This window comes from Bradyrhizobium sp. KZN70725 (genome assembly GCF_055264925.1).
This window is the reverse complement of sequence record NZ_JBUYWT010000001.1, coordinates 206,770-232,708: the sequence shown is the minus strand read 5'-3', so window position 1 is coordinate 232,708 and position 25,939 is coordinate 206,770. Positions and strand designations below refer to the sequence as shown.

Below are 25,939 nucleotides of genomic sequence, written 5' to 3'. Positions count from 1 at the left end.
CGCAGGACGCCGGTCAACACACCGTCATTCCGCAGGCTGAATCGCGGTTCTCTCATTGCGCGCAGCGCTGCCGGCATGCCCGTACCGGGCATAGAGCGCCGGCAGCACGGCGAGCGTCAGCAGGGTCGCGCTGATCAGGCCGCCGATCACGACGGTGGCGAGCGGCTTCTGCACCTCGGCGCCGGTGCCGGTGGCGAACGCCATCGGCACGAAGCCGAGCGAGGCCACCAAGGCGGTCATCACCACGGGGCGGAAGCGGGTGAGGGCGCCTTGCTCGATGGCTTCCCGCATCGGCACGCCGCGCTCGCGCAACTGCCGGATGAAGCTCAGCATCACGAGCCCGTTCAGCACCGCAACGCCCGACAGCGCGATGAAGCCGACCGCCGCTGAGATCGAGAACGGCATGCCGCGCAGCCAAAGTGCGGCGATGCCGCCGGTGAGCGCCAGCGGCACCGCGCTGAACACCAGCAGGGCATCGCGGGCCGAGCCCATCGCCGCCAGCAGCAACAGGAAGATCATCGCAAAACACGCCGGCACCACGACGGCCAGGCGCTGGCGCGCCGCGGCGAGGTTCTCGGATTGGCCGCCCCAGGTCATCCAATAGCCCGGCGGCAGCTGCACCGATTGCGTGACTCTTGCCTGGGCTTCCTCGACCACCGAGCCGAGATCGCGGCCGCGAACATTGGCTGTCACCACGATGCGGCGCTTGCCGTTCTCGCGGCTGATCTGGTTCGGCCCCTCGGTGAAGGAGAACTGGGCGACGCGGTTGAGCGGCAGGCTCTGCACCGGCGAGCTCGGCGTTGCCTTCGGCAATGCGACCGGCAAATTGCTCAGCGCCTCGAGATCGGAGCGCACGCTCTCCGGCAATCGCACCACGATGTCGAAGCTGCGATCGCCTTCGTACACAACACCGGCATCCTGACCGCCGACCGCGGCACCGATCACGTCCTGCACGGCCGAGACGCTGAGGCCGCGCCGGGCGATCGCCGCCTTGTCGACCTTGATCTCGAGCACGGGCAGGCCGCCGGCCTGTTCGACCTTGACGTCGGTCGCGCCGCGCACGCTGCGTAGCGCCGAGGCGATCTGGTTGGCGGCTTTCTGCATCGGCCCGAACTCGTCACCGAACACCTTGACCGCGATGTCGCCGCGAACGCCGGCGAGCAGTTCGTTGAAGCGCATCTGGATCGGCTGGGTGAACTCATAGACGTTGCCGGGCAGCCGGCCGACCGCCTTCGAGATGTCCTCGATCAGTTGTTCCTTGGTCAGCGATGGGTCCGGCCACTGCTCGCGCGGTTTCAGGATGATGAAGGTGTCGGACGCGTTCGGCGGCATCGGATCGCTCGCCACCTCCGCGGTGCCGGTCTTGGAGAAGACGAACGACACCTGCGGAAAGCGGCTGACGGCCTTCTCGACCGACAGCTGCATCGCCTGCGACTGTGACAGCGCCGTGCTCGGAATCCTGAGCGCGTGCATGGCGATGTTCTTCTCGTCGAGCGAGGGGATGAACTCCTGGCCGAGGCGGAAGAACCCGAACAGGGCGGTTGCGAACAGCACGACCGCCACCGCGATGACCGGGATAGGCGTTGCAACCGCGCGCCGGAGCAGCGGGCTGTAGCAGCGCTTCAGGGCGGCAACGAGCCGGTTTTCCTGCTCCTGCACGCGGCCGGTGATGCCGATCGCGATCAGCGCCGGAACCAGCGTCAGCGACAGCACGAAGGCGGCCGCAAGCGCAAGGATCACGGTCAGCGCCATCGGCTCGAACATCTTGCCTTCGACGCCGGTGAAGGTCAGCAGCGGCACATAGACCAGGAGGATGATGGCCTGGCCGTAGAGGCTCGGCTGCACCATTTCCACAGCGGAGGCCCGCACCGTCGCCAGCCGTTCATCGCGCGTCAGCACGCGGCCGAGCGCATGCTGCTTCTCGGCGAGGTGACGCAGGCTGTTTTCGGTGATGATCACGGCGCCGTCGACGATCAGGCCGAAATCCAGCGCGCCAAGGCTCATCAGATTGGCGCTGATCCGGCCTTGCCACATGCCGATGGCGGTCATCAGCATCGCGACCGGGATCACCAGCGCCGTGATCAATGCCGCGCGGAAATTGCCGAGCAGCACGAACAGCACGGCGATCACGAGCAATGCGCCTTCGCTGAGGTTGCGCGCCACCGTGCCGATCGTTGCATCAACCAGCTGGGTCCGATCCAGCACCGTCTTGACCTCGATGCCGGCCGGCAGGGATGGCATGATTGTCCGCAGTTTGGCGTCGACCGCGGCCGACACGGTGCGGCTGTTGGCGCCGATCAGCATCAGCGCGGTGCCGACCACGACTTCGCGGCCGTTCTCGCTGGCGCTGCCGGTGCGCGTCTCACCGCCGATCGAAAGCGTGGCGAGGTCGCGGATCCGAACCGGGACGCCGCCGCGGGTGGTGACGACGACGGCGCCGAGCTCGTCGATGTTCTCGAGCCGGCCGCCGGAGCGCACGACGAAGCCTTCGCCGTTGCGCTCGATATAGCGCGCACCGCGGCTGACATTGTTGGTCTCGATCGCCTTGGCAACGTCGGCGAAGGTGAGACCGAGCGCAATCAGCTTCGCCGCATCGGGATGGACCTGATACTGCTTGAGGTATCCGCCGATCGTATCGACGCCGGCGACACCAGGCACCATCTTGATCTGCGGCTTGATGATCCAGTCCTGCACGGTACGCAGATAGGCGTCCTTCTCGACCTCGCTTTGCAGCATCTGGCCGTCCGCCGTCAGGAAGCGGCCGTCGCTTTGCAGGCCCGGCGCGCCGTCGGTCTGCACCTTCTGGCCGGAGTAATGGACGGTCCACATGTAGATTTCGCCAAGGCCGGTCGAGGTCGGGCCGATCCGCGGCTCGATGCCTTGCGGCAGCCGCGCGCGGACTTCGGTCAGGCGCTCGCCGACCTGCTGGCGGGCGAAATAGATGTCGGTGGCCTCGCTGAACACCGCCGTGATCTGGGAGAAGCCATTGCGGGAGAGCGAGCGCGTGCTCTCGAGCCCCGGCGCGCCGGCCAGGGCCGTCTCGATCGGGAAGGTGATCTGCTTCTCGATTTCGGCCGGAGACAGCGCCGGGGCCACGGTGTTGATCTGGACCTGCTTGTTGGTGATGTCGGGCACCGCGTCGATCGGCAGCTTCGTCAATGCAAGGCCGCCGAGGACCATCAGGATCGCCGTCAATGTGACGACCACCCAGCGCCGCCGGATCGCAAGACCAATGATGCGCTCAATCATGGTCGTGCTCCGCCTCGTCCTTCTCGAACTCCGCCTTCAGCGTGAAGGTGTTCTGCACCGCGACGGTCTCGCCGGCTGTGAGGCCGGCAACGATCTCGATATCGTCGTCGTCCTCGCGGCCGGTCCGCACCGATCTCGCCTCGAAGCCGTCGGCATCGCGCACGAACACGGTCGGCGTTCCCTTGATGGTTTGAAGCGCCTTCTTCGAGACGATCACGGTCGACGGCGCGCCTGACAGCGGGACCTCGGCGGTGACAAAGGTGCCCGGCTTCCAGCGGTGGTCCTTGTTGGGCATGGTCGCGATCACGCGCGCGTTGCGGGTCTCGCGGTCGAGCAGGGGGCTGACGAAGATCACACCGGCATTGGCTTCATCCTCGGTGCCGATAGCGCGGATTTTCACTGAAACACCTTCGCGGACCGCGCCGATGTCTTCGGGGGAGACCGCGAGGTCGACCCAGATGTCGTCGAGATTGACGATGACATAGAGCTCGCTCTCCTGGCCCTCGCGCCCGATCAATCCGCCGAGGTCGACACGCCGCTCGGATACGCGGCCGCTGATCGGCGCGCGCAAGAATTGCGTCCGCAGGCTCTCCGGCGGCTGGTTCGGCAGGTCGGCGATCTCGGCCTCCGAGAGACCAAGCGCGAACAGCTTCTGCCGGGCGCCGTCGAGCTTGATCTGGGCATCGTTCGCGGTCAGTCGCGTGCGCAGGAACTCGTTTTCCGACACGATGCGGGTCTCGACCAGCGTCTTCTGCCGCGCGTAGAGGGTCTGCTGCAAATCGTTGGTGAGCCGTGCGGCGAGGTATTCGCTCTTGGCGTCGGCCACCTCGCGGCTTTCGATCGCGGCGACGATCTCGCCCTTCTCGACGACGTCGCCGAGACGCTTGCGCAGTTCTGTGACCGTCGCAAGCACGCGCACCGAGACCCGGCCGATATGATCCGCGTCGGGGATCAGCGATCCCGGCGCGAGGAAATGCCGCTTCAGCATGCCGCCGCTGGCTTGCGCGAACGTGATGCCGGCTTCGCGAACCTGGTCTTCGCTCAGCTCGATATGCCCGGGGGCCTCGTGCCGGGCCTCGGTCTTTGCGTCTGTCGTCGCAGTCTCCTGCGTCGCGGCCGGGAACCTGACCGGCCAGCCGATCCATCCGGCCGCCACAACGACCAGTGCAATGCCGGCGGCCACGCCGGCGAAAAATAGAACAACCCGTTTCATATGCGCCTCTCCGCAGCGCAGGCCGATGGCCCTGCGCTGTCGCGACATCGATCTGTGCGGAAGGGTGCGCGCTGCCGAATGGCAGCAGCGCACGGCCGGTCACGTCGACCGGATCAGGCGCGGGGTGGCTTGAAGGGCGAGCGGCGATCGGCCAAGGCCGGCAGCCCGATGTTGGTGTCGCCGTAGCTGTGCGGCGCATAGGCGATCGGGAACGCGGCCTCCTGCGGAGCCACGGAGGCGACGTGCGTCAGGCAATGGTCGCTGTGAGGCGAGGCGGGATGCGCCGGAGCCTTGCCGCCGGCGTCGTTGATCGACTGCGCGATCGAGAAGCCGGGAGCCGCGTCGGCATCGCCGTCGGAGGTCCAGCCGTGGAAGAACGACAGCACCAGCGCAAGCGAAATCAGTCCCGCAAGCAGGCTGCGCCAGCGGCGCGATCCCGTTGCGTGAGGAGAAGACTGAATCATGGTGCGCGAAGCGTCCATGGGGCCTACTTAGCGCCGTGCCCGCGCGCATTCAAGTTCCGGTCCGCGACAGATTGGCCGCGGATACTATAACGTTACGCGCGGTCTGCGGTTCGGCGCAGCAGCCATCGGCGCGCCGCGACGACCGCCCAGATCGCTTCGACGAGGCCGAACGGCCAGGCGCCCTGCAGGAAACCGTAGGCCGAGCCGAGCGCGCAGGAGACAGCGAAGGCCAGGATGAACCAGGGGCTGCGATCTTCGGCCGCATAGCAGACGAGCATCATGGTCACGGCGAATAATCCGAACAGCGTCAGCGCATCCATTCCGCAGCAGAACTCCTGTTGTAACGCTGTTGATATCTGATCATGCTTGGGATGGAATATCCATCCAGCGTCGCCGCCCTAACCTAAAGGGACTGCACCATGAAGCGCATGCATGTTCACGTCGCCGTCAAGGACATCCCGCAATCGGTCGGCTTCTACTCGGCGCTGTTCGGGGCCGAGCCGACGGTCGTGAAATCAGACTATGCCAAATGGATGCTCGACGATCCCCGCGTCAACTTCGCGATCTCGAGCCGACGCCGCGAACCGGGCCTCGACCATCTCGGCATTCAGGTCGAGAGCGCTGAAGAGCTCGGCGAGGTGTACGGACGGCTGCGCAAGGCCGGCGGCGAGGTCATCGAGCAGGGCCAAACGGTGTGCTGCTATGCCAAGTCCGAGAAGTCGTGGATCGACGATCCCGCGGGGATCGCCTGGGAGACGTTCCACACGACCGGTGAGAGCATCGTCTATGGCGACGGCACCGGCGAGCGGACCGCGCGTGTCGCGCACGAGAAGCAGGAAGACAAACAGAGCGCGTGTTGCGCCCCACAGCCCAAGGCCGCGCCGCCCGAGGCTTCGGCTTGCGGCAGCTCGTGAGTATGGAGCGGCCGAGTGGCCGGCTCTGCGCGAGTCCACGTTGGCCTTAACCGTCCGATAACTGATTTTCCTAACCACCCCTTGGGTTGTGTTCCCGTACAAGGGCATCCACAGGGGCAGGAAAATGTCGGTTGTCTCAACGAGCAGCGTGCCGGAATACCGGCGGCTGTCGATCAAGGGTGTGTTGCGCGCCAGCAGGATGGGCGCGATCCAGTGGCTCGTCTTGAGCGCCGCGCTGCTGGTGCTCGCCATCACGCTTGGCACCGGCTATCTCGCGCTGCAGTTTCGCGAGCGCGCGCTGGAGATGTCCGAGCGCGAGCTCAACAACACCGCGCTGCTGCTGTCGCGACATTTCGACCAGCAGCTTACAGATCTCCAGCATGTCCACGACGACATCGTGAATTACCTGCGGGCCGAACAGGTCGAGACCGCCGATCAGTTCGAAAAGAACATGTCACTCCTGAGCGCGCACGAGATGCTGCGCACGCGGCTGGCGGCGCTGCCGCATGTCGGCGGGCTCAATCTGTTCAACGCCAAGGGATGGCTGATCAACTCATCCGAGATGTGGCCGGTGCCCGACATCAGCGTTGCGGACCGGCGCTATTTCCAGGAGTTCACTTCGGGACGGCCAACGTCTCCTGTCATCGTCGAGCCCGCAATGAGCAAGGTGACCGGCAACTGGACCACGATCTTTGCGCGCAAGATCACCGGGCGCAACGGCGAGATCATCGGCTTCGCGAGCCGCGGCGTCGAGCCAAGCCATTTCGAGGATTTCGTCGCCTCGCTGGCGCTGAGCGGCGACACCGTGATTTCGATGATCCACCGCGACGGCACCATCATCGCACGCTATCCGCAGGATGCCGGCGTGATCGGTCGCAACATCATCAATCTGCCGGTGTTTCAGAAGGTCATCAGCTTTGGCGGCAACACCTCGGGACGGTTCGTTGGCGCTTCAGGCGAGGAGAACGTCGGTGCGGTCAGATCGCTGTCGCATTTTCCAATCCTGATCCTCGCTACCACGAAAACATCGAGCGCGCTGGAGAACTGGCGCACTCAGACCAAACTGCAATTTTGCGCAGCCGTGTTGGCGGTACTGATCATCAGCTTCGCGGTCTTCCTGATCGTCCGCCAGCTGCAGCGGCAGCACGATGCGGCAAGCCGCAGGCTGTCCGAGAAGAGCCAGCACCTCGACACCGCCATCAACACCATGACGCAGGGGCTGCTGCTGTTCGACGCCTCGGCGCGGCTGGTGATCTGCAACCAGCAATATATCGACATGTTCGGCCTCTCGCCTGATGTCGCGAGGCCGGGCTGCCATCTGCGCGACCTGATCCTGCATCGCCAGGCGATCGGCTCGTTTGTCGGCGACGTCGACGAGTACTGCGCCCGCTTCACCAACCCGAGGGGCGATGAGGTTCGGGACTCCGTGATCATGACGCCGGACGGTCGTAGCATCCGCCTGATCTACAAGCGTGCGCCCGACGGCGGCTGGGCCACCACGCTCGAAGACGTCACCGATGGGCGGCGTGCGCAAGCGCGGATCGAGTATCTCGCGCATTACGACGCGCTGACCAATCTGCCGAACCGGACGCTGTTCCAGCGCCACGCGGAGGGGCTGCTGCTCGAGGCCGCTACGCGCGAGTTCGCCATCCATTACATCGATATCGACGAGTTCAAGCGGATCAACGACACGCTAGGCCATCTGATCGGCGATGAGTTTCTGCGGCGCGTCGCCGAGAAGTTGCGCCAGTCGGTCGGGTCGAACGACTTCATCGCGCGGCTCGGCGGCGACGAGTTCGCGATCGTCCAGCACGACATCACCTCGGACGACGACGTCGGCGACCTGGTCGCACGCATCTATCAGTCGCTGCGCACGCCGTTCGACTGCCTCGGCCACCATTTGTCGAGCGACGCCAGCATCGGCATTGCGATCGCCCCGCGCCACGGCTCCGATCTGTTCCGCCTGCTCAAATGTGCCGACCTTGCGATGTACGCCGCCAAGGCGGCGGGCCGCAGGACCCATCGCTTCTTCGATCCGGCGATGGAGGCGCAGGCCAATCTGCGCCGCGCGCTGGAGGCCGATTTGCGTATCGCGCTGGCCGAGGGCGGCTTCGAGCTGCACTACCAGCCGCTGGTCGACCTGCGCAGCGACGAGGTGACCGGCTGCGAGGCGTTGCTGCGCTGGCGGCATCCCGTGCGCGGCATGATCTCGCCGGCGGAGTTCATACCGGTTGCCGAAGAGACCGCGCTGATCGAGGAGATCGGGCAGTGGGTGCTGCGCACCGCCTGCACCGAGGCGGCAGCCTGGCCGGCGCATGTGCGCGTCGCGGTCAACGTCTCGCCGATCCAGTTCAAGTCGGAGACGCTGGCGCTGAAGGTTGCGAATGCGCTTGCCGACAGCGGGCTCGACCCGCGCCGGCTCGAGCTCGAGATCACCGAGGCGGTGCTGATCGCCGACGACGATGCGGCGCTGGTCACGCTCGGCCAGCTCCGCGCGCTCGGTGTCCACATCGCGCTCGACGATTTCGGCACCGGATACTCGTCGCTGCAATATCTGCAACGCTTCCCGTTCGACAAGATCAAGATCGACCGCAGCTTCGTCAAGGAAGTGACCCGCAACAGCGGCTCGGCCTCGATCATCCGCGCCGTGGTCTCGATCGCAGCCGACCGCAACATGATCACCACCGCCGAGGGCGTCGAGACCGATCAGCAGCGCGACACCGTGCAGATGCTCGGCTGCACGCAGATGCAGGGCTACCTGTTCAGCAGGCCGGTTCCTGCGCGGGACCTGCGGACGTTGCTCGCGGCCGATTGCGTCGCCGCCTGAGCGCCTGCCGATCCGGTCCCTCAGGAACAATCGTCGCCGTCTCCGATTGAAAGTGGAAGCTCTTGAGAGGCGAGGCGGTCCATGAAAAGCAAGCTCGTGTCCGATGCGCCCAGCGCGCAGGTTCACGTCGTCGTGCTCGATAGCGGCGAGGAAGCGTTCGGCGCGCTGACGAAGTTCGCCAATGATGCGAAGGTGACGGCGGCATCGCTCACCGCGATCGGCGCGTTCGAGCGGGCAACCGTCGGCTGGTTCGATTTCGCATCCAAGAGCTATCGGAAGATCGAGATCAACGAGCAATGCGAGGTGCTGTGCGCGATCGGCGATATCGCGACCGGCGACGACGGCAAGGCCAGCCTGCATATTCACATCGTGCTCGGACTGTCGGATGGATCGACGCGTGGCGGCCATCTGCTTGCCGGCATCGTTCGGCCGACACTGGAGGTTGTGGTCACCGAAGCCCCTGCCAGGCTTCGCCGGCGGAAGCGGCCCGAGCTCGGCATTGCCCTGATCGATCCAGCCGCGACCGCCTGACGCTTTCCTCCGAAAAGTTCCTAAAAATCGACCTGCCTACGCCGAGGCGCGGAACCGAACCCGTGGAACCGCGTTCCCTTGCGGGGCTCGACCGGCAGGCGATCAATGAAAACCGCAGCAACGTCCGCGGCCATGCTGCTATTTGCCTCGTGCATGGCAAACGCAGAGAGTGGCCTTGCGTCCTATTATCGTGGCATCGGCAGGAGTGGCGAGATGACCTGCGCGCATCGCAAGCGGCCATTCGGCAGCATGATCACCGTCTCGTATCTGGGAAAATCGATCCGGTGCCGCGTCAACGACCGGGGCCCGTTCGTTCGTGGACGGATCATCGATGTGTCGACCACGGCGGCCCGCGCGCTCGGCATCCTTCAGCTCGGCGTCGCGCATGTCGTGATCCAGTAGAGCGCGGCCGGCGGCAGGATCAGGGCCTGGGAGCAGTCGCCCGCTGTTCGGCGATCGCCTTGCGGAGCGTCCGTGACAGCGCCTCGACCGAATAGGGTTTCTGGATCAGCTCGAAGCCGCTGTGCGCGTTCTCGGCGAGCACGTTGCTGTAGCCGCTGGTCAGCACCACCGGCAGTCCAGGAAAGCGATCGCGGATGATTCCGGCGAGCTCGACGCCGTTCATGCCCGGCATGATCACGTCGGAGAACACCAAGTCGGCGGCGAACTCGTTCTCCGAGAGGATCGAGAGCGCGGCATTGGCATTGGCCGCGCGCTTGACCGAATAGCCGAGATCCTCGAGCAGCTCGGTGGAGAACTGGCCGACATCGTCGTTGTCCTCCACCACGAGGACGCGATAGCCGCGGCCGATCGAAGCCTGCTCGGTGCCCGCGCTGGCGGCGACCTTGGCGTCCGCCGGGCGCATCGCGTGCGGCAGATAGATGGTGAAGGTCGCACCGTGCCCGGGCGTAGAGGTGACCTCGATGTCTCCATCGGATTGCTTGACGAAGCCGAAGGCCTGGCTCAATCCGAGACCCGTTCCCTTGCCGACCTCCTTGGTCGTGAAGAACGGCTCGAAGATCGCGTCGAGGTTTTCCGGCGAGATGCCGGTGCCGGTGTCCTGGATCGAGACCGTGACGAAATCGCCGCTGCGCGAGGCCTGGGCGCGCAGGGCAGGGATATTCTTGACCTTCCGGACGCCGATCGTCAGCTGGCCTTCGCCGCTCATGGCATCGCGGGCGTTGACCGCGAGATTGAGTAGCGCGGTCTCGAACTGGCCGATGTCGGCGATCGCAAAGCAGTCGGGATCCTCGATCCTGACCTCGATGTGGATCCGCGCGCCGACCAGCGGGCGGATCAGCTGCGTCACGCTGTCGACCTGCGTGCCGACATTGAACACTTCCGGATTGAGCGGTTGCCTGCGCGCAAATGCCAATAGCTGGGCGGTGAGCTTGGAGGCCCGCTCCACGGTCTCGGAGATCGCATCGATATAGCGGCGGCGCCGGTCATCCGGCAGATCGCGGCGGCGCAGGAAGTCGGTCGCGGAGCGGATGATGGTGAGCAGGTTGTTGAAATCGTGCGCGACGCCGCCGGTGAGTTGGCCGACGGCTTCCATCTTCTGCGATTGCCGCAGGGCTTCCTCGCCGCGGCGCCGTTCGGTGATATCGACGGCCTCCGGAACGGCGCCGACGATGGTGCCGTGCTGGTCCTGCAGCGGCCGCATCGCGAAATCGAAATAGCGCTCGCCGATCGGCAGGCGCAGCTGCATCTCGATCTTGACTTCCTCGCCGCGCATCACGGTCGCGAAGGCATTCTGGATCACGCGCGGCATGCCCTCGGTCGCGGCGAACCACGGCGTGTCCCAGAACGGCTTGCCGACGACGTCGGCGGCATCGGTACAAATGCCGGCCAGCGCCGTCTGGTTGGTGTAGAGCAAGCCGCCATCGCGGTTGAGCAGCATCTGGTATTGATGGCTGGTTTCCAGGATCGCGCGCGTCTGCGCTTCACGGGATTCGAGCTGCGCGGTGCGCTCCAGGATGCGCCGCTCAAGCGACTCGTTGAGCTTGCGCAGCTCGATCTCGGCTTCCTTGGCCGCCGTGATGTCGTGGGCGACGCCGATGAAGCCGATGTGCTTGCCGTTCGGGTCCCAGCGCGGCTGCGATTCCGAGCGCAGCCAGCGCCAATCGCCTGCGGCGTTCCGATAGCGGGCCTCGAGCACGAATGGCTTCAGCGAGAGCTCGCCGGTGATCTGCTCCTGCAGGATTTGCGGCAGGTCATCCGGATGCAGCGCCTTGCGCCAGTCGAACACGATCGCTTCCTCGAACGGCAGTCCAAGGAAGTCGAGATAGGCCTGGTTGGCAAAGGAGCGGGTGCGGTCGAGCTTGGTCACCCAGATCGGCACCGGCGCGCTGTCGGCGATCAGGCGGAAGCGCTCTTCGCTCTCGCGCAGGGTCTCCTGTGCCAGCATCTGATCGGTGACGTCGAGATCGGCGCCGACCAGCCGCAGCGCACGGCCGCTGCGGTCGCGCTCGATCTTGGCGACGACGCGGATCCAGCGGCTCTCGCCGTCGTTCGGGCGGATGATGCGGTATTCGGCCGTGTAGTCTTCGCCGCCGGCCTTGAGCACGCCGAACAGGTGCCGGATCGTGCGCTCGCGATCCTCGGGGTGGATGCGCGCGACCCAGTTCTCATAGGTCTCGTTGATCTCTTCGGGCGGCAGCCCATGCACCAGGAGATATTCGGGAGAGCGGCGGTTGCGCACGCCGTCGCGGAAATCGATCTCGAGTCCGCCGACCCGCGCGATGCGCTGGATCCGCGCCAGCTCCGCTTCGCGCTCCTGGAGCTCGCGATGGGCGCGATCGCGTTCGCGCGCGATCTCCTCAAGATGCTGCCGCAGCCGTTCGGCTGCCGCAGCTTCGGGAAGCACATCAGCGGGATCGGATGGGGTCATACGCGCCGGCAACCTCTCGGTGCAGTCTCACACAGGACGCGGCAGCTTTGCCAGCTTGATTTACGGCAATCGTTAGGCTGAGTCATTCCGGGGCGATGCGAAGCGTCGAACACGGAATCTCGAGATTCCGGGTTCGCTTCGCGCCCCGGAATGACGATGCAATCCACGAGCTCTTCATTTGCTCTTGGGCGGCCGGCAATTATAGGCCCGGCGGAACCCAGCGGCCTGTGCATCTTCCTCGGAGCAGAACCAGCGATCCGGATTGCCGAGGCCCGGGTAACTGCGGCACGCCTGCAGATGATAAATGCCGACATTGCCGGTGACGCGGGCGCGCACGGCGTATTTGCCCTTGATGTTGCAGCTGGCCGGCATCGGCAGGTCGTCGGGGAAGAGCACATTGCGGATCTGCGTGTCACGGTCGGCGGGGCAGGCGTTGCCGAGCAGGGCGCCATCCTTCCTGGCCGTACGAAAATCGCGCGGCGCCACGAAGCAGCCCTTCCAGAGCCCGGCGCGATTGTCCTTGGCGGTGGCTTCATCCGGCTTGAATCGGCCAGTGGCCGACCCCTCGACATTGAGAGCATAGCCCTTCTGGACCAGCACCTGGCTGAGGCTGGTCGGGTCGCCCTCGATCTTGCAGACGCCGAGGCGGCGCTTCTTGAAGGTCGGATCGACGCCGATATCGTCGCAATGAATTGGCTTGCCGCCGATCAGCCTGGTCAGCTGGTCGCGCGCCTCGATCCCGCAAGTCCAGGCGTCGGCGTGCTCGTCGATGCAGAGCTGATCGACCGCCGGCGCGTCGATGCCGTCGAGCCGATAGGTCGTGTTGCCGAGCTGAACGGTGCCGGCGTCCTTGATGACCGCAGTGGCCGTGGGGCCTGCGGTTGCAGTCGGGCTGGTGGTTGCAGACAGGAAGGCCAGGAGAAGCGTCGTGGCGACCGGATTTCGAAACCGCATTTTCTCAACTTCAGATCTTTGGCGGGCAGCCGAACTTCTAGCACAAGCCGGTACGATCCAACCAAGGACTGTTCGCGAGCGGGGCGTGCGAACCGTCACATCCCGATCGGCATTCCGTGGCGCAGAACGGCCGGACATTGCCATTGAAGGGATGCGCATGGGCGAGTTTCGTTATCAACGTCCTCCGCCGAAATCATCACCGGCATTTGGAGCCTGCAATGCCTCGCGCGCTGGCGGCGGAAGAGAAAGACGGCCCAGGAGGCCGCGCCCGATCAAAGATCCAATTGACTTGATGAGAACAAAATAGGAACATGATGCACCACCTGAATCCCGGATACCCCATGATGTCTGCACGGCCCGAATCTGACGACGATGACGGGCCGGAAGCCGCTGTCGATCAGGCCATTTCCGCCTGCGGCGGGAATTTGCGCGCCACCATCCGGGCGCTGATCGTGGCCAATGAATTCCTGGAGAACGAGGTCAGCGAGCTGATGAAGGCCGTCGCGAAGGCTCATTCGCGTGGCCGCTTCAAGACCTATTCGGGCTGAAATACCGATCGGGCTACCGCCGAGGACTGACCAGGGACTGGCCGGGCAGCGGGCAGGGTCTGCATTAGACCGTTGCCTCCGGGGCAATTTGCTGTACCAACGGAGTGGTTACGCCCAATCGCCCGTGCCAGATTGCGCGGGGAGGAATCCTGCCAAATGGACAATTCGAAGTCCGAAAAAGCCCAAGCAAGAAGAGCATGTTCAAACGAATCCTGATCGCCAACCGCGGCGAGATCGCCTGCCGGGTCATCAAGACTGCGCGCCGTATGGGGATTGAGACGGTTGCCGTCTATTCCGAGGCCGACCGCGACGCGCTGCATGTCGAGATGGCCGATGAGGCCGTGCTGATCGGACCGCCCGCCGCGGCCGAGAGCTATCTTTTGATCGACAAGATCGTCGAGGCCTGCCGCAAGACCGGCGCGCAGGCGGTGCATCCCGGTTACGGCTTCCTGTCCGAGCGCGAGGCGTTTCCGCGCGCGCTGGAAGCCGCCGGCATCGTCTTCATCGGTCCGAACCCCGGCGCCATCGCCGCGATGGGCGACAAGATCGAATCCAAGAAGGCCGCGGCGAAGGCGAAGGTTTCGACCGTGCCGGGTCATCTCGGGGTCATCGAGGACGACAAGCACGCCGTCCAGATCGCCGACGAGATCGGCTACCCCGTGATGATCAAGGCCTCCGCCGGCGGCGGCGGCAAGGGCATGCGCATCGCGCATTCGAAGGCGGAGGTCGCCGAAGGCTTCAACCTCGCCAAGGCCGAGGCGAAGTCGTCGTTCGGCGACGACCGCGTCTTCATCGAGAAATTCATCGTCGATCCCCGGCACATCGAGATCCAGGTGCTCGGCGACAAGCATGGCAATGTGATCTATCTCGGCGAGCGCGAGTGCTCGATCCAGCGCCGCAACCAGAAGGTCATCGAGGAGGCGCCGTCGCCGCTGCTCGACGAGACCACCCGCCGCAAGATGGGCGAGCAGGCCGTCGCGCTGGCGAAGGCCGTGAACTACGATTCGGCCGGCACCGTGGAATTCGTCGCCGGCCAGGACAAGAGCTTCTACTTCCTGGAGATGAACACCCGCCTGCAGGTCGAGCATCCCGTCACCGAATTGATCACCGGCATCGATCTCGTCGAGCAGATGATCCGCGTCGCCGCCGGCGAGAAGCTCGCGATCGCGCAGAAGGACGTGACGCTGACCGGCTGGGCGGTGGAATCCCGCGTCTATGCCGAGGATCCGTTCCGCAACTTCCTGCCGTCGATCGGGCGCCTGGTGAAATACCGTCCGCCGGCCGAGGCCAGCCATGACGGCATCACGATCCGCAACGACACCGGCGTGCAGGAAGGCGGCGAGATTTCGATCCATTACGATCCGATGATCGCCAAGCTCGTCACCCACGCCCCGTCGCGCGCCGCGGCGATCGAGGCGCAGGCGACCGCGCTCGACGCCTTCTATGTCGACGGCATCCGGCACAACATTCCGTTCCTGTCGGCCTTGATGAACCATCCGCGCTGGCGCGAGGGCCGGCTGTCGACCGGCTTCATTGCGGAAGAGTTCCCCAAGGGATTTTCGGCGCACGCACCCGAGGGCGAGTTCGCGCGGCGGCTGGCTGCGGTCGGCGCCGCCATCGACCACGTGCTGGGCGAGCGCAAGCGGCAGATCTCCGGCCAGATGGGCGGCCGCGTGGTGCTGCGCGAGCGCCGCCGCGCGGTGTGGCTCGACCGCGCCGAGATCGCGCTCGATGTCGCCCGCGAGGGTGACGCCATCGCGGTGCGCTTCATTGCCGCCGACGGGCTCCCTGGCAATCCGCACAATCTGGTGTCGGGCTGGGTGCCGGGCGATCCGGTTTGGCAGGGCACCATCGACGGCAACTTCGTCGCCGTGCAGGTGCGGGCGATCAACAACGGCTTCCGCCTCGCGCATCAGGGTTTTGAGATCCCGGTCTATGTTTTCACCGAGACCGAGGCGACCTCGGCGCGGTTGATGCCGGTGGTCTCGGCCGCCGACACCGGCAAGAAGTTGCTGTGCCCGATGCCCGGTCTCGTGGTGTCGATCGCGGTGACCGAGGGGCAGGAGATCAAGGCCGGCGAGACCCTGGCGGTGGTCGAAGCCATGAAGATGCAGAACGTGCTGCGCGCCGAGCGTGACGGCACGGTCAAGAAGATCCACGCCGCCGCCGGCGCCACGCTCGCGGTCGACGCGCTGATCCTGGAGTTCGCTTAGCACCGTCATTGCGAGCGCCAGCGAAGCAATCCATCTAGCCTCATATGATGAGAGATGGATTGCTTCGTCGCTTTGCTCCTCGCAATGACGTGGATGGAGACACATCATGGCCTTCCGCAAACGCCGCGAAGCCCTGCGATCGATACTCACCGGATCGATCTGCATCCGCCCGGGCTCGGTCTATGACGCGACCTCGATCCGGATTGCGGAGGATCTCGGCTTCGAGCTCGGCATGTTCGGCGGCTCGGTGGCGTCGCTCGCCGTGCTCGGCGATCCCGATATTGCGCTGATCACGCTGACCGAATTCGCCGAGCAGATACGCCGCATGTCGCGTGCGTCGACGCTGCCGGTGCTGGTCGATGCCGACCACGGTTACGGCAACGCGCTCAATGTCCGCCGCACGGTTCAGGAGGTGGAGGCCGCCGGCGCGGCCGGCCTCACCATCGAGGACACGCTGCTGCCGCAGGTGTTCGGCCAGGCCAAGACCCAGCTGATCTCGCTGGAGGAAGGCGTCGGCAAGATGAAGGCGGCGCTTGACGGCCGCAGCGATCCGTCGCTCGTCATCCTGGGCCGGACCGGTGCCGTTTCGATCACTGGTCTCGACGATGCGATCGCACGCGCCAGGGCCTATGAGGCGGTCGGCGTCGATGGCTTGTTCTTCACCGGCATCAAATCGCGTGGCGAGTTGGAGGCGCTCTCGGCCGCGACGACGCTGCCGATCGTGCTCGGCGGCGCGCCGGAGGAGATGACCGCGCTCGACTATCTGGCAAGCCGGCGCGTCAGGATCGCGCTGCAAGGCCACGCGCCATTCGCGGCCGCAACCCAGGCCGTCTACGAGACGCTGAAGGCGCTGCGCGAAGGCACCTCGCCGAAGAACCTCAAGGGTATCGCCTCGTCCGAACTGACCGGCCGCGTCATGCGCGAGGCGGAGACCAAGGCGCGCAGCGGCGAGTTCCTCGGTCTGAAGAAATGAGCGGCGTGATCCGCCACGTCACCATCAGCGGCCGCGTCCAGGGTGTCGGCTATCGCGGCTGGGTCGACGAGCAGGCAAACGCACGCGGCCTCGAAGGCTGGGTCCGCAACCGCCGCGACGGCAGCGTCGAGGCGGTATTCGCCGGTCCCGACGACGTCGTCACTGAAATGATCACGGCATGTGGCCGCGGTCCGTTCTCGGCGCGCGTCGCTGCCGTGCACGCCGCATCTGGCAATTCCGATCTTTTGAACCAGCGCCGGGCAGGGGAGCGGTTCTCGGTCCTGCCCACGATCTGAAGCGCGTCGTTACGCGGCCGCTGAGATCACCAGCGCCTGAATCCGGCCTTCGATCGCGCCGCTGCCGAAGCGGCGCGCAACGGCCGATGCGGCGTGCTCGGTCGCCGCATCAAGGCCGATACCGCCGCGCGCCTCGATCTCGCCGCGCAACGGTGATCCCTGGCAAAAGCCGATCGCAGGATCATGAGGCGCATTGGCCCGGCTTTGCAGCCGAACGTCGTCGATTTCGATCTTGCCGAAGCCCGCGACTGCAAGATCGGCCCGGATCGGGTCGGCCGCGCAGTGGCCATAAGGCGTGCGCGCCAGGAAGCGCGGCGGATCGGCCGGAAAGACCTCCGCCAATGCCCGGGTCACCACGTCAGCAAACTCGTTGTCTTCGATGCGACCCCACATGCTGAACAGGAAACGGCCGCCCGGCTTCAGCACGCGGCGCGCCTCCGAATAACCCTTGGGCTTATCGGGGAAGAACATCGCGCCGAATTGGCAGGCGACGACGTCGAAGCTCGCATTGTCGAACGGCAGGTTCAGTGCATCGGCCTGCCGCCAGGTGATTGCGGTCCCGCTCGGCATCTGTGACTTCGCTCGTTCGAGCATCGGCTCATTCAGGTCGGTCGCCACGATCCTGGTGTCGCTGCCGAGCGCGGACGACAGCGCGCGGGTGACGGCGCCGGTGCCGGCTGCCGTCTCAAGCAGGTCGCGCGGGCCAAGAGCCTTGGCGCGTTGCGCCAGATCGCGTGCGTAGGGTTCGAAAATCATCGGCACGAGGAGCCGGTCGTAAAGCTCTGGAATGGATCCAACGAACTCCTTGTCGGACGCTGGCATGCGCAATCTCCCTTGCGGCCGCGACGCCGGGCAACCCGGCGCACGGCCCATCATCCACGCGGATCAGCTTGGACGAAGAGCTCGGGGGCCACAAAGGAAAACTCCTCACCTCCGATGCACGGCATTCGCCGAGGCGCCGGATAGGTCAGGAGACCTGCCATGTCTCGTGCGCCGTCGTGGACAGCACGGCCAGCCTTGACTTCTGCTCCGAACCGTCTGATATTTCTGTCATGACAGAAATAACCGCCAAGAAAAAACTTCCCGCCGTCGTCGAGCGCTTCATCCTGCATTGGGGCGACATGGGCGACGAATGGGGCGTCAACCGTTCGGTCAGCCAGATCCACGGGTTGCTCTACCTTGCCGAAGCGCCGATGACGGCGGAAGACATCGCCGACACCCTCGGCATGGCGCGCTCCAACGTTTCCAACTCGATCAAGGAGCTGTTGTCCTGGGGATTGATCCGGCGGGTGCCGATCCTTGGCGACCGCCGCGACCACTTCGAGGCCGAGACCGACATCTGGGAGGTCGCGGCCAGGATCGCGGCGGGGCGCAAGGAGCGCGAGATCGATCCCGCGCTTGTAGCGCTGCGCGCCTGCGTCTCCGACGCGGCCGACGATCCCGCGATCAGCCCGCTCGCCAGCAAGCGGCTGAAGGAGATGCTGACATTCACCGAGCTGGTCGACCGTTGGTACACGCAGATGCTGAACGTGCCGCGGCCGCGCCTGGTCGCGTTGATCAAGCTCGGCGAGAAGATCGTGAGTTTCCTGCCCACGGGCAGGGCCAAATAAAGGCGGCGGCGTAACGGGAGCGTGCGATGGCGTCAGCAAGGATATCCGCCTTAAAGACAGCGCCGGCTTCCGATATAAAGCTGCTCGACGACCACCGCTTCCGCGCATTGCTGTCGGACGAGGATTGGGGCCGCCTGCCGGTTGCGATCTGGCGGCGTTTCTCGAAACGGTTCGAGGACGGCAACACCGTCGTCTATGTCGGCGAGGTCGAGGAAGCCGCGTGCAGCCGCATCGGCTGGTGGCTGGCGCAGGCCGCGCGGCTGATCGGCGGACCGTTCCCGACCGGCACCGAAACGCGCGTGCCGATGATCGTCACCGTCACCGAGGACGCGGCAAGCGGCGGCCAGGTCTGGACCCGCATCTGCGCGCGCCGCGACGGCTTCCCGCAGGTGATTCATTCCGCCAAGCGCTTTGCCGGTTCGACCGGGCTCGAGGAATATGTCGGCTTCGGCGTCAGCATGGCGCTGCGGATCGCGGTCGAGCACGAGGCGCTGGTGTTTCGCAGCGTCGGCTATTCGCTGCAACTCGGCCCGTTTCGCCTGCCGCTGCCCGAATGGCTCACGCCGGGCGATCTCACCGTGACCCATTCCGATCTCGGCTGCGGTGACTTCCGCTTCACGCTGGAGATCATCCACCCGCGTTTCGGCAGGCTGATCCGTCAGTCCGCTGTGTTCAGGGAGGCCACGCCATGACGCCGCTGCTTTGGACACTTGTCGCCATCCAGATTGCGATGGGCGCATTCGATACGTTCTATCACCACGAATTCACCGAGCGGCTGGCCTGGCGTCCCTCGCAGCGCCACGAGCTGCAGCTGCACAGCGTGCGCAACATGCTCTATGCGCTGCTGTTCCTCGTGCTCGGCTGGCTGCAAGTGCACGGCATCCTTGCGATCGCGATCATGGCCGTCCTCGTCGTCGAGGTCGTCATCACCTTGATGGATTTCGTCGAGGAGGATCTGAGCCGAAAGCTGCCGCCGAGCGAGCGGATCAATCACACGCTGCTGGCGATCAATTACGGCGCCATCCTCGTGCTGCTGGTGCCGGTCCTGATCGGCTGGGCGATGCTGCCGACCGCCGTCGCGCCGGCCTATGCGGGTCCGTTAAGTCTGTTCGCGACGGCTGCGGCCTTCGGCGTCGCGCTGTTCGGCGCGCGCGACTTTGCCGCGACGAGGCGCCTCGGACGGTTGGCCAGCGTGCCGGCCGCGACGCTGGTCGAGAAATTGCCGGCGCGGCAGACCGTGCTGGTCACCGGCGCTACCGGCTTCATCGGCAGCCGCCTGGTCGCGAGCCTCACCGCATCCGGCCATCAGGTGATTGCGTTGATCCGAAATCCGGCAAAGGCCGACATGCTGCCGCCGCCGGTGACGCTGGTCACGAGCCTCGACCAATTGCCCGCCGACTACGGGATCGACGCCATCGTCAATCTCGCGGGCGAGCCGATCGGCAACGGCCTCTGGACCGAGGCCAAGCGCCGCAAGATCATCGCCTCACGTATCGACATGACGTCTGACGTGATCAAGCTGATCGCGCGCCTCGAACGCAAGCCGTCGGTACTCGTGAGCGGCTCCGCGATCGGCTGGTACGGGCTCTGGCAGGACCAGGTGCTGACGGAGTCGGCGAAATCCCACGCCTGCTTCAGTCACGAATTGTGCGAGGCCTGGGAGAATGCGGCGAAGCCGGCCGCGGATCACGGCGTGCGCGTGGCATATTTGCGCATCGGTCTCGTGGTCGGCATCGATGGCGGCTTCATCACGCGGATGCTGACGCCGTTCGAGTTCGGCCTCGGCGGCCCGCTCGGCTCGGGCAAGCAGTGGATGTCGTGGATCGAACGCGACGACCTCGTGCGCCTGATCGCGCATGTGATTGCGAGACCTGAACTGTCCGGTCCTGTCAACGCGACCGCGCCGATCCCGGTGACCAACATGAAATTCACCGAGGAGCTCGGACGCCGTCTGCACCGGCCGGCGATCTTCCGCGTGCCGGCGGCGCTGCTCCGCGCCGTTGGCGGCGATTTCGCCGACGAGCTCTTGCTCGGCGGCCAGCGCGTGCTGCCGAACAAGGCGCTGAGCAACGGCTTTGTGTTCCGACACGAAACCTTGCGCAGCGCGTTCGATGCGATCCTGTGAGGAGGCCTCGATGTGCAGCACCTGTTCCCGTGCATTCGGAGGTTGGCTTGCGGGCTGTGGCGCGGCGACTGCGGTGATTTCCGCCGTCGGTCAGACCATTGTGATGATGACGTCGCACGGCGATGTCGCGCGGCTGCTCTACGGCATCGTCGTGATGCTGCTTCCGTCGGCCGCGATCTTCGTCATCACTTGTCTGCTCACAGCAATTCCCACGGCGATCGTCGTCTGGTTCACCGAGGAGTTCCATATCCGAGCCGCGGGATTTTTCGCCTGCGCAGGCGCGGCGATCGGTGCGTTGAGCATCACTGTCCTTCTACGATCCCCGGCTGTCTGGACATCCGGACTGGTTTGCCTGTTCGTCGTGGCCGGGTTTGTCGCCGGCCTGACCTACTGGTTCGTCATGTGCGAACTGGCGGCAGGCGAAGACTCGATGTGAACCGCTACGATGTTCAACCTATGCCGCAGACGCCACGCTCCGAAACGTCGCGGCCAGCGTCCTGAGTGCCGCGAGCTTGGCGGGATCGCTGACTTTCGAATGCAGCATCACCTTCGACGTGCCGAGCCGCGGCAGCTTGTGGGCAGGGCCGATATCGACCAGGCCCGGCGGCGCGATGCGGCGGACGAGGGGCGCGACGGCAAGCCCTGCAAGCGCGGCCGCCACCACCGCGGTGACGCCGCCGCCGACGAAGCTTTCGGTCCAGGCGATGCCGGCCTTGTCAAGCGCGCGCACGGCGAGGGCGCGCACGCCGCAGGGCGGCGCCAGGGTCGCGAGCGGCAGCGCATCGCCGCGCGGCCAGACGAAGCGTTTGGCGGCGAACCAGCCGAATTCGTCCTCGGTCAGCTTCTCGCCGCCGCGCCGGCTGCCTTCCTGGCGCACGATCACGGCGTCGAGCTCGCCGCCATCATAAGCGTCGAGCATTTCGCGCGAGAAGCCGATGGTCACGGAGAGGGCAAGCTGGGAGGCCATCGCGTGCAGCCGCTCCAGCAGCGGTACCAGCTCCGGGCCCGCGGCGTGATCGCTGATCCCGAGCGTGAGTTGCTGCCGCGCCGGTTTCTCGCCGGCCAGCGCGCGATCATGCACCTCGATCAGCGCGCGGGCGTGCTGCAGGAAGGCCGCGCCGTCGGCGGTCAGCCGCACCGCGCGCGGCGAGCGCTCGACCAGCCGCTTGCCCAGCACCGTTTCGAGCCGCTGCAACTTCATGCTGATCGCCGCCTGCGTGGTGCCAAGCGCCTCGGCGGCGCGGGTGAAGCCTTGCAGCTCGGCGACGAGGAGGAAGGCCTGCACGGTGTCGATATCGAGCGTGGCGGTCATGATCAAAGATTGTTATCATTGTTATTAATCTAGATAAGATACCAAGATGATGCGCGAAGGTCTAGCTAGAGGAGGCGCAATTGACCCGCGCCAACCGGATTCAAGGAGACCGATCATGCCGCTCATCACCGTCACCTACGCGACCTCGCGCGAGAGGCCGTCGCTGAAGTCCGACATCGCCGCCGCCGTGTCGGACCTGACCGCACGGATTCTGCACAAGGATCCGAAGGTCACCGCTGTTATCGTGAGGTCGGCTGATGCCGGCGACTGGTTCGCAGGCGGCAAGTCGCTCGCCGAGCAGGGGCTTGCGAGCTACTGGCTCGACATCCACGTCACCGAGGGCACCAACACCAAGGACGAGAAGGCGGCCTATCTCGCGGCGCTGTTCAAGCGGATGGGCGAATTGCTCGGGCCGCTGCATACCGAGAGCTACGCCCATGTCGACGAGGTGAAGGGCGACGCCTACGGCTTCGGCGGCCTTACCCAGGAGCGCCGCTACATCGCCGGGAAGCTCGAGGTCGCGCCGCAGAAGGCGGCGTGAAGCCTATGACGTCGCTTCCGGCAGGCGCGCTGCGGTGTCGCCGAACACCTCGGCAAATGCCTGCCGGAGCGCGATGTCGACATCGGCCATCGTGACCGGCAGTCCGAGATCGAGCAGCGAGGTGACGCCATAGCGCGGATCGACCACGCCGCAGGGCACGATGGCCTGGAAGTGCGCAAGATCAGGCTCGACATTGATCGCGATGCCGTGGAAGGAGACCCAGCGGCGCAGCCGCACGCCGATCGCGGCGATCTTGTCCTCATGGCCCGGTCCCTTGTCCGGGCGCCGCACCCAGACCCCGACGCGGTCCTCGCGGCGCTCGCCGCGGACGTTGAAGGCGGCCAGCGTGCGGATGATCCATTCCTCCAGCGAAGCGACATAGGCGCGCACATCGGGCCGGCGCCGCTTGAGGTCGAGCATCACATAGGCGACGCGCTGGCCCGGGCCGTGATAGGTGACCTGGCCGCCGCGGCCGCTCTGGAAGGTCGGAAAGCGCGGCGCGAGCAAATCGTCGGCCTTGCCGCTGGTGCCGGAGGTATAGAGCGGCGGGTGCTCCAGCAGCCATACCAGTTCGGGGGCCGCGCCCGTCGCGATGTTCACTACCCGCTCGTCCATTGCGGCGAGCGAATCGAGGTAGGGCACCGCGCGGTCGGAAATCCGCCATTCGACCGCTTCGCCGCCCGAAGGGCGCGCAAAGGTCGTCAAATCGAGGCTCTGGCGGTCGTTAACCATTAGCTAACCCTAACGTGGTCAGGTGAACCCACAATCTAGTTCCCGTTCGGCGGTTCAGAAGTGCCCACCCTCGATAAAGTCAGCGTTGATCTCATGGTGGTCCTCGGCACCACCACGATGCCGATTCACCAGGTCATGCGGCTATCCCGCGGTGCCATCATCGAACTGGATGCCACCGAGGCCGACGAGGTCAAGATCCTCGCCAACAACCTGCCGGTGGCCAGCGGGGTGGTCCTAGTCGACCGCAACCGGATTGCGGTCGAGGTCAAGCAAATGCTGCCGAAATCTCCCGGGGTTCGCAGTTAATTCCCGCATTAATCGCCTTGTCCCTGCATCCGTGATTTGTTACATGGCCCCGTCGATCCGGCGGTGCCTTCGGGGTTCCATCCGGTATCCCAAGCGCTCGTGGCGGAATTGGTAGACGCGCTGCCTTGAGGTGGCAGTGGGTAACACCGTGGGGGTTCGAGTCCCTCCGAGCGCACCACACCTCAGCTGATCCTTGAAATCGCTGGACTTTTCGGAGCATGGCCGCTCGCCGGCTATGCCGGCCCGTGCCTCCGGGGGCAGGTCCGACGAGTGCAGGCGGGTGACGTGGAGGTGCAGGTCGATGCGGTCATGTAACACCGGTCAGGTAGATTCGCGGATGCATGGCCTTACCGGTTTGGTGTTGCCGACCGAAGCCGACCGCTTTCCCCCAATCGCGCGGCTGCAAGCTTGCCTTACCGGAGCGCCTGATGATCTTTGCGAGCTACGTCTACCGTGTGGTCTCCAACTTCGTGTTCCTGGGGCTGGTCTATTTCACGCTGAACCTTCTGGAGAAGTACGAGCAGCGCGCGACGGTCGCAATTCTGGTCCTGGTCTATGCGGCGATGCACGCCTTTTCCGGCCTGCGCTCGTTCTATTTCTTCCAGCGCATCGAGCGCCTGGAGGGCGAGACGCGACGGCTCGCCGCGGCGGCCGGCGAGGGGCCAAATGCTGTCGCCTCGCGCAGGCAGATCGTCGCCGATGTCACCGTGCTCAGGCATGCCGGCGAGATCAAATCCTATATCGATATCTTGTTCCTGGCGCTGGTGATCCTGCTCTGCGTCGCCAAGATCGTGGCCAGCTAGATCACGTCAATCAGGCACGCGCTTGCCGGCCGCCGCCGCCTCGGCGCGCGGCGTGCGCTTCTTCACATTATTGGCGACGTGGACTGACGCGTTGTCGGCAGCCGGCGGCACGACATGCAAGGGCGCGCCGTGGCCTCGGCCGTGCGCCGGGCCGGGCGCCTGATGCGCAGCCTGCTTCGGATGCCTGGCCTGGCGCGCGGAGAACGCCTGCGCGCGCGATACGCCAACGCCAATTGTCGCACGCTGCACGAGGCGGCGATTGGCCGCCGATCGGGCTGCGAGCAGGGTCAGGTCGAGCGCTTCGGGAACGCGGAACACGTCGGGCGCCGGGACCGGCAATGTCGGGACGGATGCGAACCGCGCAAGCTGGGGCTGCGGCCACAGCGTGCGGACGGGCATCGCGACCCGGGTGCGCTGTGCGTGGTCGAGGATGTCGGCATCGCGCCAATCCATGTCGGCAAGCACCGGGGCAGGCAGCGTCCGCGTCGCGGTGAAGACGAAGTTCGGAATCCTGGGCCAGCGCGTGGTCGCCACCGTCTCGGTCGGCGGATGCAGGTACCATTGCTGCGGCTGGGTCGGCGTCGCCGGGCGATCGGGCGTTGCGGGCACGACATGAACGATCCGGTAGCCGCGCTCCTTCAGCGTGTTGAGGATGCGCGGCAGCGCCGCAACGGTGCGCGGCTGGATGTCGTGCAGCAGCAAGATGCCCTTGCGCTTGGCTTCGATCCGCTGGATCGCGAGGTCATAGACCCGCTGCGGCGAGATGTGGCGCCAGTCGTCCGCGGGGAAGTCGGCGCTCCAGACCTGGATGCCCTGGGACGCCAGATAGGCCTCCGGGATCTCGGCGCGCATCAGGCCGGGAATCCGGAAGAACGGCGCGAGCTTGCTCTTGTCGCCATTGAGGGCTGCGAGCGTCGAGGCAATGCCGTCGTCGACCTCCTGCCGCACCTTCTCGAGCGACATCTTGTTCATCGTCAGCGGATGGTTCTGGCTGTGCGTGCCGACGGTATGTCCGGCCGCGATCAGCTTGCGCACGCCCTCCGGATTGAACCGGGCCTGGGAGCCGATGGTGAAGAAGGTCGCCTTGACGCATTGGCTGGCGAGAATGGCCAGCACCTGGTTGCTATATTTAGGTAGCGGCCCGTCGTCGAAGGTCAGTACCACTTCGTGATCGGCGAGCGGCAAGGTCTCCGGGTACTGCATGGTGCCGATCCGGGGATGCTCCTTGGGATCGACGACGAGGGTCCGCGAGGTGCCGAGTGCGTTGGGGTTAGGGCAGTCTGCGGCGAGGGCCGCGTACGGCGTCATCAAGCCGCAGCCCAGCAGCGCTGCGCGGACCACGGTCCGCGACCGCTTCCGGATCATCACCAGGACGTTTGCAATCATCGAATCTCGGCCGCATTCCAAACGCACTGACGAATCCTTAGGTGCGGCGCCA

The 25,939-nt window shown here is 65.6% G+C and carries 25 protein-coding genes and 1 tRNA gene; 16 read left to right on the top strand and 10 right to left on the bottom strand.

Going from position 1 to position 25,939, the window contains the following annotated elements; genetic code table 11:
* Positions 1 to 24: 24 nt before the first annotated feature.
* The 4 genes from ACZBJS_RS01185 to ACZBJS_RS01170 form a co-directional block, all read right to left on the bottom strand.
* Entirely contained in the window at positions 25 to 3,249 is a 3,225-nt protein-coding gene (locus ACZBJS_RS01185) for an efflux RND transporter permease subunit (RefSeq protein WP_316399118.1), read from the bottom strand.
* A complete protein-coding gene (locus tag ACZBJS_RS01180; protein ID WP_316399117.1) occupies positions 3,242 to 4,462 on the bottom strand; it encodes an efflux RND transporter periplasmic adaptor subunit in 1,221 nt (406 codons plus the stop codon). The genes ACZBJS_RS01185 and ACZBJS_RS01180 overlap by 8 nt, the downstream gene beginning before the upstream one ends.
* Positions 4,463 to 4,575: 113 nt before the next feature.
* Positions 4,576 to 4,926: a hypothetical protein gene (locus ACZBJS_RS01175; protein WP_316399116.1), complete on the bottom strand. Its 351-nt coding sequence runs from the start codon at positions 4,924 to 4,926 to the stop codon at positions 4,576 to 4,578.
* A gap of 92 nt (positions 4,927 to 5,018) precedes the next feature.
* A complete protein-coding gene (locus ACZBJS_RS01170; RefSeq protein ID WP_076831245.1) occupies positions 5,019 to 5,246 on the bottom strand; it encodes a hypothetical protein in 228 nt (75 codons plus the stop codon).
* 99 nt (positions 5,247 to 5,345) lie between these two features.
* Between ACZBJS_RS01170 and ACZBJS_RS01165 the strand changes: the two genes are divergently transcribed.
* The 4 genes from ACZBJS_RS01165 to ACZBJS_RS01150 all read left to right on the top strand — a co-directional run bounded on the left by ACZBJS_RS01165 (position 5,346) and on the right by ACZBJS_RS01150 (position 9,600).
* On the top strand, positions 5,346 to 5,840 hold the full coding sequence (locus tag ACZBJS_RS01165; RefSeq protein ID WP_057017045.1) for an ArsI/CadI family heavy metal resistance metalloenzyme: 495 nt from the start codon (positions 5,346 to 5,348) through the stop codon (positions 5,838 to 5,840).
* Between the two features lie 124 nt (positions 5,841 to 5,964).
* Positions 5,965 to 8,667 carry a bifunctional diguanylate cyclase/phosphodiesterase gene (locus ACZBJS_RS01160; protein WP_463438267.1) on the top strand — a complete coding sequence of 901 codons (2,703 nt, stop codon included), beginning with the start codon at positions 5,965 to 5,967 and terminating at the stop codon, positions 8,665 to 8,667.
* A gap of 81 nt (positions 8,668 to 8,748) precedes the next feature.
* Entirely contained in the window at positions 8,749 to 9,198 is a 450-nt protein-coding gene (locus ACZBJS_RS01155) for a PPC domain-containing DNA-binding protein (protein ID WP_057017046.1), read from the top strand.
* 105 nt (positions 9,199 to 9,303) lie between these two features.
* Positions 9,304 to 9,600, top strand: coding sequence for a septal ring lytic transglycosylase RlpA family protein (locus ACZBJS_RS01150; RefSeq protein ID WP_016840471.1), 297 nt, complete (start codon positions 9,304 to 9,306; stop codon positions 9,598 to 9,600).
* 19 nt (positions 9,601 to 9,619) lie between these two features.
* On the opposite strand, the gene ACZBJS_RS01145 is transcribed toward ACZBJS_RS01150, so the two are convergent.
* Complete coding sequence (locus tag ACZBJS_RS01145) at positions 9,620 to 12,088, bottom strand: PAS domain-containing hybrid sensor histidine kinase/response regulator (protein ID WP_463438266.1); 2,469 nt, start codon at positions 12,086 to 12,088, stop codon at positions 9,620 to 9,622.
* A 174-nt stretch (positions 12,089 to 12,262) separates the two neighbouring features.
* Positions 12,263 to 13,042 (bottom strand): thermonuclease family protein, encoded by a 780-nt coding sequence (locus ACZBJS_RS01140; RefSeq protein WP_076831238.1) that lies wholly within the window; start codon positions 13,040 to 13,042, stop codon positions 12,263 to 12,265.
* Positions 13,043 to 13,383: 341 nt separating this feature from the next.
* On the opposite strand from ACZBJS_RS01140, the gene ACZBJS_RS01135 reads away from it, so the two are divergent.
* The 4 genes from ACZBJS_RS01135 (at position 13,384) to ACZBJS_RS01120 (ending at position 17,072) form a co-directional block, all read left to right on the top strand.
* A complete protein-coding gene (locus ACZBJS_RS01135; protein ID WP_316399113.1) occupies positions 13,384 to 13,590 on the top strand; it encodes a hypothetical protein in 207 nt (68 codons plus the stop codon).
* Positions 13,591 to 13,787: 197 nt separating this feature from the next.
* Positions 13,788 to 15,803: an acetyl-CoA carboxylase biotin carboxylase subunit gene (locus ACZBJS_RS01130; RefSeq protein ID WP_141342728.1), complete on the top strand. Its 2,016-nt coding sequence runs from the start codon at positions 13,788 to 13,790 to the stop codon at positions 15,801 to 15,803.
* Positions 15,804 to 15,909: 106 nt separating this feature from the next.
* Positions 15,910 to 16,776, top strand: coding sequence for an isocitrate lyase/PEP mutase family protein (locus tag ACZBJS_RS01125; RefSeq protein ID WP_253623764.1), 867 nt, complete (start codon positions 15,910 to 15,912; stop codon positions 16,774 to 16,776).
* Complete coding sequence (locus ACZBJS_RS01120) at positions 16,773 to 17,072, top strand: acylphosphatase (RefSeq protein ID WP_057020862.1); 300 nt, start codon at positions 16,773 to 16,775, stop codon at positions 17,070 to 17,072. The genes ACZBJS_RS01125 and ACZBJS_RS01120 overlap by 4 nt, the downstream gene beginning before the upstream one ends.
* Before the next feature lie 9 nt (positions 17,073 to 17,081).
* Here ACZBJS_RS01120 and ACZBJS_RS01115 read toward each other — a convergent pair whose 3' ends face one another.
* Complete coding sequence (locus tag ACZBJS_RS01115) at positions 17,082 to 17,894, bottom strand: class I SAM-dependent methyltransferase (protein ID WP_076831230.1); 813 nt, start codon at positions 17,892 to 17,894, stop codon at positions 17,082 to 17,084.
* A gap of 230 nt (positions 17,895 to 18,124) precedes the next feature.
* On the opposite strand from ACZBJS_RS01115, the gene ACZBJS_RS01110 reads away from it, so the two are divergent.
* The 4 genes from ACZBJS_RS01110 (at position 18,125) to ACZBJS_RS01095 (ending at position 21,243) form a co-directional block, all read left to right on the top strand.
* A complete protein-coding gene (locus ACZBJS_RS01110; RefSeq protein ID WP_057020860.1) occupies positions 18,125 to 18,682 on the top strand; it encodes a GbsR/MarR family transcriptional regulator in 558 nt (185 codons plus the stop codon).
* Positions 18,683 to 18,708: 26 nt separating this feature from the next.
* Complete coding sequence (locus ACZBJS_RS01105; protein WP_076831227.1) at positions 18,709 to 19,374, top strand: DUF4166 domain-containing protein; 666 nt, start codon at positions 18,709 to 18,711, stop codon at positions 19,372 to 19,374.
* Positions 19,371 to 20,807 (top strand): TIGR01777 family oxidoreductase, encoded by a 1,437-nt coding sequence (locus ACZBJS_RS01100; RefSeq protein WP_076831225.1) that lies wholly within the window; start codon positions 19,371 to 19,373, stop codon positions 20,805 to 20,807. The genes ACZBJS_RS01105 and ACZBJS_RS01100 overlap by 4 nt, the downstream gene beginning before the upstream one ends.
* Before the next feature lie 73 nt (positions 20,808 to 20,880).
* A complete protein-coding gene (locus ACZBJS_RS01095; RefSeq protein WP_143271108.1) occupies positions 20,881 to 21,243 on the top strand; it encodes a hypothetical protein in 363 nt (120 codons plus the stop codon).
* Between the two features lie 18 nt (positions 21,244 to 21,261).
* Here ACZBJS_RS01095 and ACZBJS_RS01090 read toward each other — a convergent pair whose 3' ends face one another.
* Positions 21,262 to 22,119, bottom strand: coding sequence for a LysR family transcriptional regulator (locus tag ACZBJS_RS01090; RefSeq protein WP_057020856.1), 858 nt, complete (start codon positions 22,117 to 22,119; stop codon positions 21,262 to 21,264).
* A gap of 115 nt (positions 22,120 to 22,234) precedes the next feature.
* Here ACZBJS_RS01090 and ACZBJS_RS01085 point away from each other — a divergent pair, with 115 nt between their 5' ends.
* Entirely contained in the window at positions 22,235 to 22,660 is a 426-nt protein-coding gene (locus ACZBJS_RS01085; protein WP_057020855.1) for a tautomerase family protein, read from the top strand.
* 3 nt (positions 22,661 to 22,663) lie between these two features.
* Here ACZBJS_RS01085 and lipB read toward each other — a convergent pair whose 3' ends face one another.
* A complete protein-coding gene (gene lipB / locus ACZBJS_RS01080; protein ID WP_057020854.1) occupies positions 22,664 to 23,392 on the bottom strand; it encodes a lipoyl(octanoyl) transferase LipB in 729 nt (242 codons plus the stop codon).
* Positions 23,393 to 23,452: 60 nt separating this feature from the next.
* On the opposite strand from lipB, the gene ACZBJS_RS01075 reads away from it, so the two are divergent.
* The 3 genes from ACZBJS_RS01075 to ACZBJS_RS01065 all read left to right on the top strand — a co-directional run bounded on the left by ACZBJS_RS01075 (position 23,453) and on the right by ACZBJS_RS01065 (position 24,501).
* Positions 23,453 to 23,698, top strand: coding sequence for a FliM/FliN family flagellar motor switch protein (locus ACZBJS_RS01075; RefSeq protein ID WP_021080574.1), 246 nt, complete (start codon positions 23,453 to 23,455; stop codon positions 23,696 to 23,698).
* 93 nt (positions 23,699 to 23,791) lie between these two features.
* Positions 23,792 to 23,876 (top strand) — tRNA-Leu (locus tag ACZBJS_RS01070).
* A 250-nt stretch (positions 23,877 to 24,126) separates the two neighbouring features.
* Complete coding sequence (locus ACZBJS_RS01065; protein WP_316395086.1) at positions 24,127 to 24,501, top strand: hypothetical protein; 375 nt, start codon at positions 24,127 to 24,129, stop codon at positions 24,499 to 24,501.
* Between the two features lie 6 nt (positions 24,502 to 24,507).
* Here the strand turns inward: ACZBJS_RS01065 and ACZBJS_RS01060 are convergent, their stop codons facing one another.
* Positions 24,508 to 25,887 carry a polysaccharide deacetylase family protein gene (locus tag ACZBJS_RS01060; RefSeq protein ID WP_141342694.1) on the bottom strand — a complete coding sequence of 460 codons (1,380 nt, stop codon included), beginning with the start codon at positions 25,885 to 25,887 and terminating at the stop codon, positions 24,508 to 24,510.
* Positions 25,888 to 25,939 lie beyond the last annotated feature (52 nt).

Coding starts and splice junctions, on each gene's coding strand:
- ACZBJS_RS01085 (WP_057020855.1), top strand. CDS start 22,235: ATGCCGCTCATCACCGTCACCTACGCGACCTCGCGCGAGAGGCCGTCG.
- lipB (WP_057020854.1), bottom strand. CDS start 23,392: ATGGTTAACGACCGCCAGAGCCTCGATTTGACGACCTTTGCGCGCCCT.
- ACZBJS_RS01140 (WP_076831238.1), bottom strand. CDS start 13,042: ATGCGGTTTCGAAATCCGGTCGCCACGACGCTTCTCCTGGCCTTCCTG.
- ACZBJS_RS01115 (WP_076831230.1), bottom strand. CDS start 17,894: ATGCCAGCGTCCGACAAGGAGTTCGTTGGATCCATTCCAGAGCTTTAC.
- ACZBJS_RS01130 (WP_141342728.1), top strand. CDS start 13,788: ATGTTCAAACGAATCCTGATCGCCAACCGCGGCGAGATCGCCTGCCGG.
- ACZBJS_RS01125 (WP_253623764.1), top strand. CDS start 15,910: ATGGCCTTCCGCAAACGCCGCGAAGCCCTGCGATCGATACTCACCGGA.
- ACZBJS_RS01185 (WP_316399118.1), bottom strand. CDS start 3,249: ATGATTGAGCGCATCATTGGTCTTGCGATCCGGCGGCGCTGGGTGGTC.
- ACZBJS_RS01180 (WP_316399117.1), bottom strand. CDS start 4,462: ATGAAACGGGTTGTTCTATTTTTCGCCGGCGTGGCCGCCGGCATTGCA.
- ACZBJS_RS01100 (WP_076831225.1), top strand. CDS start 19,371: ATGACGCCGCTGCTTTGGACACTTGTCGCCATCCAGATTGCGATGGGC.
- ACZBJS_RS01150 (WP_016840471.1), top strand. CDS start 9,304: ATGAAAACCGCAGCAACGTCCGCGGCCATGCTGCTATTTGCCTCGTGC.
- ACZBJS_RS01170 (WP_076831245.1), bottom strand. CDS start 5,246: ATGGATGCGCTGACGCTGTTCGGATTATTCGCCGTGACCATGATGCTC.
- ACZBJS_RS01145 (WP_463438266.1), bottom strand. CDS start 12,088: ATGACCCCATCCGATCCCGCTGATGTGCTTCCCGAAGCTGCGGCAGCC.
- ACZBJS_RS01175 (WP_316399116.1), bottom strand. CDS start 4,926: ATGATTCAGTCTTCTCCTCACGCAACGGGATCGCGCCGCTGGCGCAGC.
- ACZBJS_RS01060 (WP_141342694.1), bottom strand. CDS start 25,887: ATGATTGCAAACGTCCTGGTGATGATCCGGAAGCGGTCGCGGACCGTG.
- ACZBJS_RS01110 (WP_057020860.1), top strand. CDS start 18,125: ATGACAGAAATAACCGCCAAGAAAAAACTTCCCGCCGTCGTCGAGCGC.
- ACZBJS_RS01160 (WP_463438267.1), top strand. CDS start 5,965: ATGTCGGTTGTCTCAACGAGCAGCGTGCCGGAATACCGGCGGCTGTCG.
- ACZBJS_RS01065 (WP_316395086.1), top strand. CDS start 24,127: ATGATCTTTGCGAGCTACGTCTACCGTGTGGTCTCCAACTTCGTGTTC.
- ACZBJS_RS01090 (WP_057020856.1), bottom strand. CDS start 22,119: ATGACCGCCACGCTCGATATCGACACCGTGCAGGCCTTCCTCCTCGTC.
- ACZBJS_RS01135 (WP_316399113.1), top strand. CDS start 13,384: ATGATGTCTGCACGGCCCGAATCTGACGACGATGACGGGCCGGAAGCC.
- ACZBJS_RS01165 (WP_057017045.1), top strand. CDS start 5,346: ATGAAGCGCATGCATGTTCACGTCGCCGTCAAGGACATCCCGCAATCG.
- ACZBJS_RS01120 (WP_057020862.1), top strand. CDS start 16,773: ATGAGCGGCGTGATCCGCCACGTCACCATCAGCGGCCGCGTCCAGGGT.
- ACZBJS_RS01155 (WP_057017046.1), top strand. CDS start 8,749: ATGAAAAGCAAGCTCGTGTCCGATGCGCCCAGCGCGCAGGTTCACGTC.
- ACZBJS_RS01105 (WP_076831227.1), top strand. CDS start 18,709: ATGGCGTCAGCAAGGATATCCGCCTTAAAGACAGCGCCGGCTTCCGAT.